At 40.9% G+C, this 14,687-nt stretch carries 11 protein-coding genes and 4 pseudogenes; 9 read left to right on the top strand and 6 right to left on the bottom strand.

What is annotated here, in order from left to right:
• Positions 1–5 precede the first annotated feature (5 nt).
• The 4 genes and pseudogenes from HUK62_RS11220 to HUK62_RS11205 form a co-directional block, all read right to left on the bottom strand.
• A pseudogene (locus HUK62_RS11220) lies at positions 6–1,328 on the bottom strand (sphingomyelin phosphodiesterase).
• Between the two features lie 53 nt (positions 1,329–1,381).
• Entirely contained in the window at positions 1,382–1,876 is a 495-nt protein-coding gene (locus HUK62_RS11215) for an IS630 family transposase (protein WP_267314090.1), read from the bottom strand.
• Between the two features lie 47 nt (positions 1,877–1,923).
• Positions 1,924–2,229, bottom strand: a complete 306-nt coding sequence (locus HUK62_RS11210; protein WP_176537748.1) for an IS630 transposase-related protein — start codon at positions 2,227–2,229, stop codon at positions 1,924–1,926.
• 316 nt (positions 2,230–2,545) lie between these two features.
• Complete coding sequence (locus HUK62_RS11205; RefSeq protein WP_176537885.1) at positions 2,546–3,571, bottom strand: AraC family transcriptional regulator; 1,026 nt, start codon at positions 3,569–3,571, stop codon at positions 2,546–2,548.
• A 143-nt stretch (positions 3,572–3,714) separates the two neighbouring features.
• Between HUK62_RS11205 and HUK62_RS11200 the strand changes: the two genes are divergently transcribed.
• The 3 genes and pseudogenes from HUK62_RS11200 (at position 3,715) to HUK62_RS11190 (ending at position 7,789) form a co-directional block, all read left to right on the top strand.
• Positions 3,715–4,485, top strand: a complete 771-nt coding sequence (locus HUK62_RS11200; RefSeq protein ID WP_176537884.1) for a 3-hydroxyacyl-CoA dehydrogenase — start codon at positions 3,715–3,717, stop codon at positions 4,483–4,485.
• Between the two features lie 262 nt (positions 4,486–4,747).
• A pseudogene (locus tag HUK62_RS11195) lies at positions 4,748–5,884 on the top strand (acyl-CoA dehydrogenase family protein).
• A gap of 258 nt (positions 5,885–6,142) precedes the next feature.
• A pseudogene (locus HUK62_RS11190) lies at positions 6,143–7,789 on the top strand (AMP-binding protein).
• A 404-nt stretch (positions 7,790–8,193) separates the two neighbouring features.
• On the opposite strand, the pseudogene HUK62_RS11185 reads toward HUK62_RS11190, so the two are convergent.
• Positions 8,194–8,906, bottom strand: a pseudogene (locus HUK62_RS11185) (IS5 family transposase).
• A 231-nt stretch (positions 8,907–9,137) separates the two neighbouring features.
• On the opposite strand from HUK62_RS11185, the gene HUK62_RS11180 reads away from it, so the two are divergent.
• The 6 genes from HUK62_RS11180 to HUK62_RS11155 all read left to right on the top strand — a co-directional run bounded on the left by HUK62_RS11180 (position 9,138) and on the right by HUK62_RS11155 (position 14,013).
• Positions 9,138–9,908 (top strand): HesA/MoeB/ThiF family protein, encoded by a 771-nt coding sequence (locus HUK62_RS11180; RefSeq protein ID WP_176537883.1) that lies wholly within the window; start codon positions 9,138–9,140, stop codon positions 9,906–9,908.
• Between the two features lie 57 nt (positions 9,909–9,965).
• Positions 9,966–11,264 (top strand): AarF/UbiB family protein, encoded by a 1,299-nt coding sequence (locus HUK62_RS11175; RefSeq protein ID WP_176537882.1) that lies wholly within the window; start codon positions 9,966–9,968, stop codon positions 11,262–11,264.
• Between the two features lie 145 nt (positions 11,265–11,409).
• Positions 11,410–11,790 (top strand): dihydroneopterin aldolase, encoded by a 381-nt coding sequence (gene folB, locus HUK62_RS11170; RefSeq protein WP_176537881.1) that lies wholly within the window; start codon positions 11,410–11,412, stop codon positions 11,788–11,790.
• Positions 11,747–12,190 (top strand): 2-amino-4-hydroxy-6-hydroxymethyldihydropteridine diphosphokinase, encoded by a 444-nt coding sequence (locus HUK62_RS11165; protein WP_176537880.1) that lies wholly within the window; start codon positions 11,747–11,749, stop codon positions 12,188–12,190. The genes folB and HUK62_RS11165 overlap by 44 nt, the downstream gene beginning before the upstream one ends.
• Before the next feature lie 163 nt (positions 12,191–12,353).
• On the top strand, positions 12,354–12,791 hold the full coding sequence (locus HUK62_RS11160) for a hypothetical protein (protein ID WP_176538483.1): 438 nt from the start codon (positions 12,354–12,356) through the stop codon (positions 12,789–12,791).
• 131 nt (positions 12,792–12,922) lie between these two features.
• A protein-coding gene (locus HUK62_RS11155; protein ID WP_100607964.1) for an IS4 family transposase occupies positions 12,923–14,013 on the top strand; the annotation gives its coding sequence in 2 pieces (ribosomal slippage) (positions 12,923–13,463 and positions 13,463–14,013; 1,092 coding nt in all).
• Positions 14,014–14,048: 35 nt separating this feature from the next.
• On the opposite strand, the gene coq7 is transcribed toward HUK62_RS11155, so the two are convergent.
• Positions 14,049–14,684 (bottom strand): 2-polyprenyl-3-methyl-6-methoxy-1,4-benzoquinone monooxygenase, encoded by a 636-nt coding sequence (gene coq7, locus HUK62_RS11150; RefSeq protein WP_004696505.1) that lies wholly within the window; start codon positions 14,682–14,684, stop codon positions 14,049–14,051.
• Positions 14,685–14,687 lie beyond the last annotated feature (3 nt).

Below are 14,687 nucleotides of genomic sequence, written 5' to 3'. Positions count from 1 at the left end.
CTTCCTTATGGGTTGTATTGGAATTGACCCATTACTGGGAAGTGGTCAGATAAGTCCCAAGTCATAAATACGGGGTCGGCAGCCGAGCGAAGAATACGGACATCATTACGTGCTTGCATAGGCTGACGGTGGTTATTGGATGACACTACATAGTCTAAATATTCTACGGTAGAGCCGCCCGTGAGTCCTGCACCTGCGAGTTTATTCACTCGTGGATCGAAGGTCGATTCGGTATATCCTGTGCTGACTGGTACCGTACCATTCAAGTTGATTTGCATTTGCGCATAATCTTGCGGCCACAGTAGTTTATTGACATTAAAGTCACCGCCCATGAGTACCGCATCAAATGACGCGATATTTTGCTTATCGACCAAAGCGCGGATTTGCTTAAATTGTTGCTGGCGCATATCACGTGCCGCGTCGGTATCAAACGATGCGGTATGCGTGGAGGTCACATGATAGGCTTTGCCATTCTTGAGAATTTCAGCATAAATCACGCCTTTATCGGCAAAACAGTCAATGCCTGTACAGCTCGGGTAAATAAAATGATCCGTTTTTACAATTGGATGGCGACTTGCAACCAATATGCCGCTGTCATAGATATTGAAACCTGAACCGATTGGAATATAAGTTTGGTACGGATATTCCTGCGCTAATTTGGCCAACATGGCGGTACGACCAGAAGCAAAGGTTTCTTGGAATAAGATCGCGTCGTAGCCTTTTAGGTTTTGCGGCAGTTGTTCTAAACGCGAATCAATTTTACTTGCCACTAAAGGAAGAGCATAAATATTGTAGGTTAAAACTTTAAACTCATCGGCACTGCTGACAACGGGTTCTGGCACGGTATTTTGATGGATAGTGTAGTGGAAGTCGTCATAACCACCAGTGTATTCAGCTTTAAAAGCAGTCTGCGCTGCTTTTCCTGCATAATTGGTGTTGAAGCGCTGAATGTTACGATCGTTAAACCATGGTGCAGAGAAATCACTGCCAGATGCAGAGTGTTTAATATCACTGCCAGACTAATTGCCAGTCATAGATTGCTTCAGGGTGACACTGGAACCACCGCCTGTAATCACGGTATCAAAATTATAAGTTTGACCTGACTTTACCCCAGTATAACGGTTAAAACGCAGTACACGTTTGGTTTCATAAGGTGCAATTTGGGTGGCTTCTTGAGCCCATTGACTCCCCTGAGTTAAGGTGCGTGTACCATGATGATTAATATTGACGGATACCGTTTCTGGGGTGGTATTGGTCACATAAATGTATGAGTCTGCTATCACTTGCTGACTGCACAGCAATAATGATAACCATCCGATATTTTTCATTAAGTTTTTATTTAATTGGGTGCTCATGTGTTCCCTCCATGATGTTTTTATAGTCAAACTACTTTATTATTCATACAAGATTCGAAAAAAACTCGAAATAACTCATCGACTGAATCGATCAACCATTCTTTACGCTTACGTTTAACCCATGCCCACATCTGTTCTATAGCATTTAAATCAGGGCTGTATGCAGGAAGCCAAAGAATTTTATGCCCTTGTTGTTCCAATAACTCCTGAATATCTGCTCTTTTATGAAATGCTGCATTATCCATAACCACTACACTATTTTCTGGTAATTCTGGTATGAGGAATTGCTCAATCCAAAAATGAAAAACATCTGAATTGATTTTGCAGTCAAATAAACCGACTGAAAATAAATACCCTTTATGGATTGCTCCAATGGCATTGGTCTGATTCTTTAATTGCCAATTATATTGCCCTAGACAGGGTACTCCTTTTCGTGAGTAGCCATGAGGTCTGTAATCATGTGACTTAAAACCACTTTCATCCAGATAAATAATCGGGTGGTTTTTTTCTAATTCATTCACTTGCTGAATAAATTTATCCCTAAGCTTTGTATCTGCTTTAGGATGGCTTAACGTCTTTTTTTAACTGTAATATTTAAGCGCTTTAATGCAGCACCAATAGATGAAACACCACAATTAAAACGTGCCACACGTTCATATTGATAAGCATCAGGATACTTTTCAACATCTTCACGTAAAGCATCATCGTTAATTTTAGAAGGTTTACGTACACGAGTTTTTTTAATCTCTATACGTTTCTTCCATTGAACAATGGTATTTTTATTAATTTCAAATTGTGCAGCTACCGCTCGAATAGAATAACCTTCCTCAAGCTTAGCTAAAATTTTACGTCTAAAATGTTCTGAATAACTCATTGCACCATTGTATTGGTTTTATAATGATTTGACTATATTCAACATTGTGTCAAGAACAATATGACGAGATCACTATGGCAGGTAATTTTTTTAAGTCAGTGACAAAGTGCGACAGTGCCCTAATTTTCCGATGAATGAGCATCAAAAATTCAATTTAATTTATAAGCCCTGTTGACATTTCATTTGGCCAATCAAAACCAAACCCAGAACAATAGAATGTTGAGGTTTACTTTAACGAGAGAGTTTTATGGGTTGGTTATTTGTTATGTAGAAAGAGCAAGAGCGTTTCGTAGTTGCTTATACCAATCGACTGAAATTAAGCATCCTTATTTTGACGATAAGCACCGGGGCTGACCCCAGTCCACTTTTTAAAAGCACGATGGAAAGCACTCGGATCATGAAAATTGAGTTCAGTGCTAATGTCTTGTAATGATACTTGGCTGTTACTGAGCAGCTCAATGGCCATATCGCGGCGTATATCATTTTTGAGCTGTTGATAACTAAAACCTTCACTTTTCAGTCGCCGCTGAATAGTCGCCTCAGACATATTGAAATGATGGGCAATTTCAGACAGTTCAAGCCACTGGGTCGGGGGTTCTTGCATTAAATAGCGACGAATTTGGGCACTGGTTGAATGTGGATTTTTATAACGGGTCAGTAAAATATGTGGGGTTTGCTGAATAAATTGATACCACGATTTACTGTCCTGTTTTATGGGCATTTTTAAATAATTGGCATCGAACTGAATATAGTTTTCAGCCATTTGATATTGGATATTCTCACAAAAACGAACTTTGTAGTCGATGTCATTTGTAGGTGCATTACATCTGAGTTGAATTTGATTCAAAATCACCCGTTGACCCACTAGCCAACACATTAGGGCATGAATCAGCATGATGTAAGTTGCGTAACTAAACATACGCTTGGGCTGTTGTCGTTCATAAATCACAATATAGGCATAATGCTCTTGCACCATGAGTTGACTGCTAAAGTCGTCTAGTACCAGATTCATAAACTGCAAAATATGCTGAATGGCTTGCTCCAACTGGGTGGTGTGTAATAGTGATTTAGATAAAAACTGAAAACTGCCACGGCGCATAGCATGGCGATCCATTCCAAAAAACTCATCATTCATGACATTGGCCAGTTCAGTCCAGAGCTGTGCATATTGATTGACTGAGACTCGTGTTTTTGTCGCACTTAACAATTCGCTATTGATGCCTGCATTTTTCAAAATATCAGCAACTGCATATCCCTGCTTTTCAGCTTCAAACAATGCTTCGTGTACCAAAGCAATTGAAATGGAATCTTTCTGGGCGTTTGCATGTTCCGATGCAGTCATAGTGGCTTCCATATTTTTATTGTGCATTTTGAGCATTGTCCAAAACCATCATGGAAGATGCAATATTTGGAAATTGTACTCAAGTGCTTCTGTGTTTACATTTCTTCTTAAGTCGTAGCATTCAATCATACAAGGAAAAATAAATGAAGATTCAAGGGACGGTTTTTGTCGTCACTGGTGGTGCATCGGGTTTAGGTGCAGCGACAGCACGTCATTTGATTGAGCAAGGCGCGAAAGTCATTTTGGTGGATATGAACCAAGCTTTAGGTGAAGAGCTACAGCGTGAGTTGGGTGAAAATGCTCAGTTTAAAAGCCTCGATGTTACTGATGAGCACGCTGTGCAAAGTTTCTTCCAAGAAGTCGAGGCGGAATATGGCCAATTGAATGGTTTGGTGAACTGTGCAGGTGTAGCGCCTTCAGCCAAAGTGTTGGGTCGTGATGGTATTCATGAGCTGGCGTTATTCCAAAAAGTATTAAACATCAATGTCTCAGGTACTTTTAATATGCTGCGTTTTGCTGCGCAGTTAATCGCGAAATATGAACTTCAAGCTGGTGAAGAAGAACGCGGAGTGATTGTGAATACAGCTTCGGTTGCAGCCTATGACGGACAAATTGGCCAGACCGCTTATGCAGCCTCTAAGGGCGCTGTGGTTTCAATGACTTTACCGCTGGCACGCGAGCTAGCACGTGAAAAAATTCGAGTGATGACCATTGCTCCAGGCATTATGGAAACGCCAATGTTGAAGGCGATGCCGCAAAATGTACAAGATGCGTTGGGTGAAATGGTGCCATTTCCGAAGCGGTTGGCAAAGCCTCAAGAGTTTGCTCAGCTTGTGGGGCATATTTTTGAAAATAGTTATTTGAATGGTGAAGTGATTCGTTTAGATGGCGCGATTCGTATGCAGCCTAAATAATTTATTTTGACTTGTGATCTTTGAGTTTATAACGGAGTCTTTGCCTCGATAAGTAAAGGCTTCTTATAATCTTCGGTTCGACCTACTTTTCTTTCGGGAAAAGTAGGCAAAACCATCTCCATTCGCAAAACCTGTTTTATTAAATTTACAGACTACTTTCTCGCAGAAACATTATCTTTTGAAAGGCTTTCAGGTTGCGAATGGGGCGCCGTGTATCAAATATTTATTAAATTTAATAACCTGAACAGAGAAGGGATACTCCATGCTTTTAAATGAAGAACAAAAAATGATTCAGGACATGCTGCGTAGTTATTCGCAGGAAAAACTGAAGTCAACAGCAGCAGAACGTGACAAAACCGCACAGTTTCCTGCGCAACAACTTAAAGAGCTGGGTGAGTTGGGTGCTTTGGGTATGACTGTTTCACCTGAGTGGGGTGGTGCGGGTTTAGATTATATTTCACTGGTGGTAGCACTTGAGGAAATTGCAGCAGGTGATGGTGCGATTTCGACCATTGTCAGTGTGCAAAACTCACTGCCGTGTGGCATTACCCAACGTTATGGAACTGATGTTCAAAAGCAGAAATATTTAAGCAAGCTTGCCACAGGTGAGTGGTTGGGTTGTTTTTGTCTCACTGAACCACAAGCAGGATCAGATGCAGGTGCGTTGGAATGTAAGGCCGTTCGTTAGGGCGATGAATGGGTGTTGAATGGAACTAAGCAATTCATTACCACAGGTAAGCATGCTCAAGTCGCTTTGGTTTTTGCAGTCACAGACAAAGCCGCGGGTAAGAAAGGTATTTCTTGCTTTTTAGTCCCAACCGATACCGAAGGCTATATCGTCTCTCGTATAGAGGAAAAGATGGGGCAGCATTGTTCGGATACGGCAACCATCGTTTTGGAGAACTGCCGCATTCCGGCTGATCATTTGCTAGGCGAGGAAGGTGAGGGCTACAAAATTGCGCTTTCGAATTTGGAGTCGGGACGTATTGGTATTGCAGCGCAATCAGTGGGTATGGCGCGTGCCGCTTTAGATGCAGCAGTTGAATATGCCAATGAACGCAAAGCCTTCGGTGTTGAAATTGTACATCATCAGGCAGTTGCTTTTCGTTTAGCCGATATTGCGACGCAAATTGAAGCTGCACGTCAGTTAATTTTCCATGCAGCTGCTTTGAAGGATGCAGGTTTGCCATGTTTAAAAGAAGCTTCTATGGCCAAACTGTTTGCCTCAACTATGGCGGAGCGAGTTTGTTCTGATGCGATTCAAATTCATGGTGGCTATGGCTATGTTTCAGATTTTCCTGTTGAACGAATTTATCGGGATGTCCGTGTGAGCCAGATTTATGAAGGGGCGTCTGATATCCAGCGTCTTGTCATTGCACGTGAAGTTACCAAGGTTTAAGTCTACTCAGTTTTAGACCTTGGTCGATGTTCAAAGCCTGCATTTTCATTGAGGGATTTGGAAATTGTAGGTGCATTTAAAACATGGTTATCTAGGTGCAGCAGTTATTTACCATTATTAAGTCGAGCAGCTAAGCTGCTCTAGATTTTCAATAATATAGGACTGACAATGAGGTCAGTTCAACGCTTAAAACGATAAAGAACATGGACGGCCAAAGTGGATTTGGCCTTAAAAAATGGATAATGCGAGGTTGTCGTGATGAAGACATTAGAACAAGCCCATCAAGAATTTAACTATGATCAACTGATTCAAGAACATTTGGTAGGCTAACCCAATGCAGTGAATGCTTATATTGAGTGCTGTCAGCGCTATGTCGGGCAGCAAAAAACAGCACTCATTTGGGAAGGAAAAAATGGCGAGTCTGAGCAATGGAGTTTTGAACAGCTTGATGTTGCCTCAGCTCAGTTGGCAAATTATTTTAAAAGTATTGGCATTCAAGTGGGTGACTGTATCGCAGGGCTGTTACCGCGTACGCCTGAACTGTTGATTACGATTTTAGCAACATGGCGGATCGGTGCGATTTATCAGCCTTTGTTTACTGCTTTTGAGTCGAAGGCGATTGAACATCGAGTTTTAACTGCAAACACTAAATTGATTGTGACCAATGCAGAGCAACGTCCAAAGCTAAATCACGTTGAAGTCAAACATATTCTTACAGTGAATGCGGGAACAAACTTAGCTAGCAATGAAGCTGATTTTTGGCAGGAAGCAAAACAACAGTCCGATCAATGTGAAGCTGTTTTGCGTAGCTTTGATGATGATTTCCTGATGATGTTTACCTCAGGCACCACGGGTTTGGCCAAATCGGTTCCTGTCCCTTTAAAAGCAGTTTTGGCTTTTAAGGGCTATATGCAACATGCAGTCGATTTAAGAGAAGACGATTCTTTTTGGAACTTAGCCGATCCGGGTTGGGCTTATGGGTTGTACTACGGCATTACTGGCCCGCTCAGCTTGGGGCATAGCATCATTATGGATGAGCGCGCATTTAGCGTCGATCATGTGGTTGAAGTCATTAAAAAGTATCGCGTCAGTAACTTAACGGGTTCGCCTACAGCTTTTCGGATGTTCTTTGGTTTTAAAGAAAAGTTTGATCCTTCCATTAAAACCCACCTACGTGCTGTTAGTAGCGCGGGGGAGCCTTTGACCCCAGAAGTGATTCATTGGTTTAATAATGATTTGAACGTCAACATTTATGACCAATATGGACAAACTGAGTTGGGCATGGTGATCGCCAACCATCATGCATTGGATCATGAGAAAAAAGTCGGGTCGGCAGGCTTTGCCAACCCCGGACACCGCTTTGCTGTACTTGATGCGAACCACCAAGAAGTGAAGTGCGGTGAAATTGGAACGCTGGCGATAGACTTTAGCCAGTCACCACTGACATGGTTTAAAGGCTATGGTGGCAATAATCGTAAATCCTTTGTGGGACAGTATTATTTAACAGGTGATACGGTCAAGCTCAATGAAATTGGCGGTATCGACTTTGTTGGACGTGCTGACGATGTCATTACAACGTCAGGCTATCGAGTTGGGCCTTTTGATGTCGAAAGTACTTTGCTTGAGTGTGCGGAAGTACTCGAGTCAGCTGTGATTGGTAAGCCTGATCCAGAGCGCACTGAAGTGGTGAAAGCTTTTGTGGTGCTAAAGCCACAGTACCAAGCCTCTAAAGAGTTGGATAGCAAACTCCAAGCCTATGTGCGTTCACGTTTATCTAAACATGCTTATCCGAAAGAAATTGAGTTTGTTGAAAGCTTGCCAAAAACGTCGAGTGGAAAAATTCAACGTAATTTGCTGAAACAGCAAGAAGTGGCAAAGATGCAAACCCTACAAGCTGCCATTTAATTTAAAAATAAAAGGGTCTTAGGGGTAACTTGAATTCGATGTATTGTTGATTTAACCGATTGAAAAACAATTATTTTGGCGGAGCCTTATCTAATTTTCATTCAATTTCACCATTAGCCTACGGCTCGCCTACTTTTGTTTCGGCAAAAGTAGGCAAAACCATGGTCATCTGCAAAACCTGTTCTTTTTATCTTACTTACACCATGCAGGTTGCAGATGACGTTTTCCGAGTATCATTTTTTGTTGAAATCTAGTTAGAGTTAAAGCGAGTCAGTTCTAAATAGACTGACTTTTTCTTTTAACCATTTATAGTGGTATGTGACTTGTGGAACACCGCTTGAAATATAGTTAGAGGTATAAATAGCCTAAGAAAATTTAACTAGGCAACTAGGGTCTGTTGAGAATTACCGAGAGTTAATTAAACTCGCGCACAATTGAATCATGGCTTCAAAACTCGTATCTGTTTTACAACTACGCATCGCTATACGTTTAAATTCTTTTAACTTACAGAAATAGTTTTCAATGAGATGACGCCATTTATACATAATCGTATCAAATGCTCTCATTACTTTTCGATTAGATTTAGGTGGGATCACCACTTTCACTTTACGTTCATTGAGTTCTTGGATGAGCCAATCTGCATCAAATGCTTTATCAGCCAGTAATGCTTGAAAATCAACATCTTCAATTAAAGGTTTGGTTTCTACTAAATCGTGATATTGACCAGGCATTAATCGAAATTTAATAAGGTTGCCTAGACTATCCACTAAGGCAAGAATTTTACAGGTCATTCCACCTCGAGATTTACCTATAGACTGTTTGAAAGTCCCCCTTTTGCACCTTGCCCATGTCGATGAACTTTAACAATCGTTCCATCAATCATGGCGTATTCCAAATCAACATCTTCATTTACAGATGCAAAAATATTTTCAAATACACCAGCTTTCACCCAATCACGGTATCTTTTAAAGACGGTATTCCATTTACCAAAATGAGGAGGTAGATCACGCCATGGACTGCCTGTACGGGCAATCCATAGGACTGCTTCTAAAAATAATCGATTATCTTTTCCACTACGACCTCGATCGGTCACTTTACCTAGGCAAAAAGGTTCCATTTTTGCCCATTGGGCATCAGTAAGTATGTATCTATCCATAGTACTATTGTAAATTAATCAGTAGCATTTGTTAATTCTCAACAAGCCCTAGTATGATTCAATCTCCGTAATTTAAAAATGAAAAAGTTGAGCTATGTAAAGCACGTAGCATTTATTGAATTTGTGCATAGCCAACCTTGGTTTCATGGTTATAATTCGCCATCAACATTTTCTTTAGCAAAAGGCTGAATCATGGACGAGTTAGATGAAAGTCTAGAACTCAGTAGTGCTGAAATGCATCTTTATAGCCGCCAGATTTTATTGGATGGATGGGATATAGAGGCACAAGAAAAACTAAAGTTGGCCAATGTACTCATCGTAGGCTGCGGTGGTATTGGTTGTATGACTGCGGAATTATTGGCGCGTGCTGGCGTAGGGCAAATCACTCTGATAGATGCTGATACCATCGAAGTAAGCAATCTTCAAAGACAGATTGCCTATGTAGAAAATAATGTCGGTTTTTATAAAGCAGAGGTTTTGGCCCAGCGTTTAAAGCAGATCAATCCCTATATCAAAGTCCATGCGTATGCTGTAAAACTTGATACAGCCAATGCAGCTAGTTTAATTGCAGGTCAAGACTTAGTCCTTGATGGTTGTGATAATTTTACGACACGGTATTTGGTCAATCAGCAGTGTAAAGCGGCCAATGTTCCACTCATCAGTGCATCGGCCATTGGTTTTCAAGGGCAACTGTTTATGGTGGAAGGTGAGTCCGCTTGCTATGAATGTCTGTTCCCTAAAGAAGAACATGCGAATGAAAGCCTACGCTGTGCAGATTCGGGCGTTTTAGCTACCACCCCGAATGTAATGGCCAGCCTTCAAGCGCATCATGCACTTTTATATTTGGGTTTAAATGTGACTGCACTCAAACAACGCTTGTTACTTTGGGATGGCTTAAGTATGAAACAACGTTTGCTTGCTTTCGAAAAAGATACAGATTGTCCAGTTTGTCAGGCAAGATAAGCCTGCAATTTTTTCATTCTTTGATACACTCAATACAATTTATTTTTGACCGATATTATGAAAAACAATATCTTTTTAGATGGACTGCGTTCTGTTGCCCGTGTTGGGGAAACTGCAGTCATTGCAGCACGTGCTGGTATTAAGTACGCAACTGAAAAACCAAGTAATGCCAAATTGATGCGTGAAACCTTTGAGTCTCTGGGTTCAACCTATATCAAGTTGGGGCAATTTATTGCGAGTACACCTTCACTTTTTCCACGTGAATATGTTGAAGAGTTTCAAGGCTGTTTAGACCAAACCCCATCATTACCATTTAGTTATGTACAAGGGGTTTTAGCTTCTGAGTTTGAAGGTCGAAATCTGTCTGAGATTTTTGCATCGATTGATGAAACGCCGTTAGCTTCAGCGTCTATTGCCCAAGTTCATGCCGCGAAGCTGGTGACGGGTGAAAATGTGGTGATTAAAGTACAAAAGCCAGGTGTAGAAACCATTCTCTATACCGACTTAAATGTTCTGCACTGGGCTACCAAGGTTTTAGAAAAAGCAGTGCCTAAAGTCAAATTTGCATCTCTTGCAGATATTGTAGAAGAAATCAAAACCCGCATGGTTCGCGAGGTCGATTTTATTGAAGAAGCCAGTAATCTGGATGACTTTGTGAACTATCTCAATATCACGCAAAACCATAAGGCGATGGCACCTAAGGTCTATCACCAATATTCAACGCGCCGTGTACTCACCATGCAGCGTCTTTACGGCGTACCACTGACTGATTTTGAAGTGGTTAAAAAGCGCTGTAAAGACCCATCCCAAGTCCTGATTACTGCTATGAATACATGGTTTGGTAGTCTAATGATGTGTAACAGTTTCCATGCTGATTTACACGCTGGAAACCTGATGCTGCTTGATGATGGTCGTGTGGGTTTTATTGATTTCGGAATTGTGGGGCAGTTGAAACCTGAAGTATGGACAGCTTGCATCGCGTTTATGGATGCCTTGCAAAAAACAGATTATGCACTCATGGCGGAAAATATGCTGGGAATGGGCATGACCGCAGTGAAGATTGATACTCAGGTGTTGGCCGCAGATCTTGAACGTTTATTTAGTGGTGTGTTGTTGGCAGATCCGCAAGAGTTGCTTAGTTCAAACCCAGCAGATTTGAATGACATCATGATGGATATGGTCGCAGTGGGCGAGCGCCACGGGATTCGCTTCCCGCGTGATTTTGCCTTGTTATTTAAACAGATGCTGTATTTTGATCGTTTCATGCGCATCCTTGCGCCGTATACCGACATCTATGCTGACCAGCGTTTGCAAATGGTGCAAACTATGGACCCAAATGTGTTATTAAAAAACTAAGTTCTTTTGAAACACATTCACCAAAAAATCTCTTTCAGTCCTTCTTTTGAAAAGAGGGACTGAAAACGCTTTCCTGTTTAAAAGGGTGAGAAACTTGGTTTCGCAAGGCAGGGATTAAAAGTCAAAATCGGTTAAAGGTAATAATGTGGACGCAATTATCATTGAAGGCTTAAAAGTTGAAACAGTGGTTGGCTGTTTTAACTGGGAACGTCAGATTATTCAGCCTTTAATGTTGGATATGATTATTCAAACAGATTTGGAACAAGCTTCAAACTCAGATGACTTAGACCATACCTTAAATTATGCTGAAATTTGTGAAATTGCAGCAAAGGTTATTCAAGATGCTAAGCCTGAGCTGATTGAACATGCGGCAAAATTGGTCATCAACGCACTTTTTTCTACCTTTCAGGCGATTGAATCGATTAATATTACCATCCGTAAGCCTGCCATTATCGCGCAAGCAAATTCTGTAGGAATTCGTCTTGAACGCCACCGAAACGATTTTCGCCCTAGCTCTGGCGAGTAATAATAATCCAAAGCAACACTTTTTATATGCCTCTGATGAACTTGCTAAAATTGGGCAACTGCAATTTTCGAATATTTATTTAATTCCATGCCGTGATGGGGTTGGGGCAGATTATTGGAATGCAGCCTGCTTGCTGAAATCATCTTTTTCGGTTACCGATATTTCGGTATTGCTGAAAAATATGGAAGTCGCATCTGGGCGTATCCGCCCATCGCATCAGATTTCATTGGATGTCGATTTGATTGCATGGGGGAGTGACTTAGAACATATGCAGTTCAATCCCAAAAAATTACCTTTAGCTTTAGACGTTAAAATTCCAATGTTTGATGTGTGGAAGGATGCTGCATTTCAGCATCAAACACATGCATTTCCAACGGTGAGCTGCTTGGAAGCCAAGTAACATATCGAAGTGTGATTGACACTTGAACTGGCTTAACATGCTTATAAAATATAATTCGCAGCGAGCTATTTTCATGAAAATACAAATTTTGAGTGCTCTTTCTTTAGCCATGTTTTTAGCGGGCTGTCATTCAACTCCGTCCAAAACGACAGCGACACCTGCTATGGATATAACGAGTGTATCTCAAACGACTGAAAAACAAGGGTTAAAACTAGCTATACAGGCCTATACGCAAGATCAATCGGATTATCAAACTAGCCTATATGATTTAAACCAAGACGGAATCGATGACGCCGTGGTGCTATTAAGTGGGATGGAGTGGTGTGGTTCTGGTGGCTGTACATTGCTGGTCTTTCAAGGTCTTGCAAATGGAAGTTTTCAACCGCATAGCAAAATGACCGTGTCATCTACACCGATTTATGCCTTAAGTACCCAAACCCAAGGTTGGCATGATTTGTCGGTTTATACCCGTGGTTTAGGACAGGTCATACTGAAGTACAATGGGAAAAGCTATCCATCCAATCCATCACTAGCGTCAAAATATACGGCGAATTTAAAGCAAGTAGGTAATACTTTATTACTGCCGATATCAGCGGAATAAGCAAATTAGAGTCAATAAAAAAGCAGTGGCATAACCACTGCTTTTTTATAAGAGTAAGGTCTCTGTACACGACAAAAATAGATAACTCATTGAAATAATGTCATAATAATTGTTTTCTAACGACGAATACTATGACACATCTCAATGAGTTATATCTTATCTTAAACAAATCTCTAAAATGGAACAAGTCACATTTAAAGTGCTTTGCGCTCATCATGCTTGTGATCATTTTAAAGCAAACATGTAATCTTTCTTCTGCATCTAAAGCCTTGCCCATCAAGTGCTTACCACAATCATTTTATCGACGTATGCAGCGCTTCTTTGCAGGTCAGTATTTTGATTATCGTCAAATTTCTCAGTTGATTTTCAATATGTTTTCATTCGACAAAGTGCAACTGACTTTAGATAGAACCAATTGGAAATGGGGAAAACGAAATATTAATATCCTGATGCTTGCGATCGTTTATCGTGGAATAGCGATACCTATCGTTTGGACATTGCTTAATAAACGTGGAAATTCAGATACGAAAGAGCGGATTGCTTTGATTCAACGCTTTATATCCATTTTTGGTAAAGACCGTATTGTGAATGTGTTCGCAGACAGAGAGTTTATCGGTGAGCAGTGGTTTACATGGTTAATTGAACAAGACATCAACTTCTGCATTCGTGTTAAAAAAACTTCATTGTCACCAATCATTTAGGGAAGAATCATAAAATTAGTGATTTATTTCGCCATCTTCAACTTGGTCAAATTGAATGTCGTAAACGACGGATTTTGGTTGGTCGGGTGAAACTATATATGAGTGCACTACAGTTAGAAAATGGAGAGCTTTTACTCGTCGTTTCTCCTCAGTTTAATGCCAATGCTATTCAGGATTATGCATTACGCTGGGAAATTGAAACCTTATTCAGTTGTCTCAAAGGACGAGGATTCAATCTTGAAAATACGCGCTTGACAGACCCTAGACGAGTGAAAAAATTGATTGCGGTCTTAGCTATAAGCTTCTGTTGGTGCTACTTAACGGGTGAATGGCAACATGATCAAAAAAAAGCGATAAAAATAAAGAAGCATGGACGACTCTCAATGAGTTTATTTCGCTATGGTTTAGACTATGTTCAAATGGCGATTCAGCGTTTAATTGGTTTTGGGAAAAAAGAAGAGTTTAAGGAAATTCTGGCAATTTTAAGAAGGCAGATGCCTGATAGGATAAGAGTTCTGTGAAATTTGTCGTGTACAGAGGAGTAAGGTATATTTGTTTAAATAAAATAACTGGTCTTGGTCATGAGTTTTGAAATAGCCGTCATGGTGATTTTGACAGGAATTGGCAAATCGACTCCGCCAGCATTCAGTGCTGTATCACGATGGTGTAATTCATCTTCATTCATTTGCACAAGAATATTGCGTGAACGGTCATCTTGAGCAGGGAGTTGGCTGATGTGATGCTGTAAATGCAGGCTCACTTGGCGTTCAGTTTCTGCAACAAAACCTAAGCTATATTTATCGCCTGCAATGCCTGCGATTGCACCCATGCCAAAGGATAAGCCGTACCAAATTGGATTGAGCAGACTGGTATGGCTATCTAGCTCTTTTAAGCGGTCTTCACACCATGCAAGATGGTCTTGTTCTTCAATCGCCGCTTGTTCCATTTCGCGGCGTACATTCGGCAGTTTTGCCGTTAAAGCTTGCCCATGATAAAGCGCTTGTGCACACACTTCACCACTATGGTTGACCCGCATTAGACCTGCAACATGACGTGCTTCACTCACTGCGAGTTGGGTTTCTACCGCCTTGCCTGGGTTTTCACGTTGAGCAGACGTTGTGCCTGGAACTAAGCTACGCAGGGCTTGATCAAAAGAATTGATAAATTTATCGATGCCAGTGTAATGACGCATAAC

The organism is Acinetobacter sp. NEB 394, from assembly GCF_013374795.1.
GTDB lineage: Bacteria > Pseudomonadota > Gammaproteobacteria > Pseudomonadales > Moraxellaceae > Acinetobacter > Acinetobacter johnsonii.
The sequence above is the reverse complement of the archived record's forward strand: the minus strand, read 5'-3'. Positions and strand labels throughout refer to the sequence as shown.

What these genes read in the sequence shown, in the direction of transcription:
- HUK62_RS11175 (WP_176537882.1), top strand. Translation starts at nt 9,966, where the DNA reads ATGAAAAACAATATCTTTTTAGATGGACTGCGTTCTGTTGCCCGTGTT.
- coq7 (WP_004696505.1), bottom strand. Translation starts at nt 14,684, where the DNA reads ATGCGTCATTACACTGGCATCGATAAATTTATCAATTCTTTTGATCAA.
- HUK62_RS11210 (WP_176537748.1), bottom strand. Translation starts at nt 2,229, where the DNA reads ATGAGTTATTCAGAACATTTTAGACGTAAAATTTTAGCTAAGCTTGAG.
- HUK62_RS11160 (WP_176538483.1), top strand. Translation starts at nt 12,354, where the DNA reads ATGGATATAACGAGTGTATCTCAAACGACTGAAAAACAAGGGTTAAAA.
- HUK62_RS11180 (WP_176537883.1), top strand. Translation starts at nt 9,138, where the DNA reads ATGGACGAGTTAGATGAAAGTCTAGAACTCAGTAGTGCTGAAATGCAT.
- HUK62_RS11205 (WP_176537885.1), bottom strand. Translation starts at nt 3,571, where the DNA reads ATGACTGCATCGGAACATGCAAACGCCCAGAAAGATTCCATTTCAATT.
- HUK62_RS11200 (WP_176537884.1), top strand. Translation starts at nt 3,715, where the DNA reads ATGAAGATTCAAGGGACGGTTTTTGTCGTCACTGGTGGTGCATCGGGT.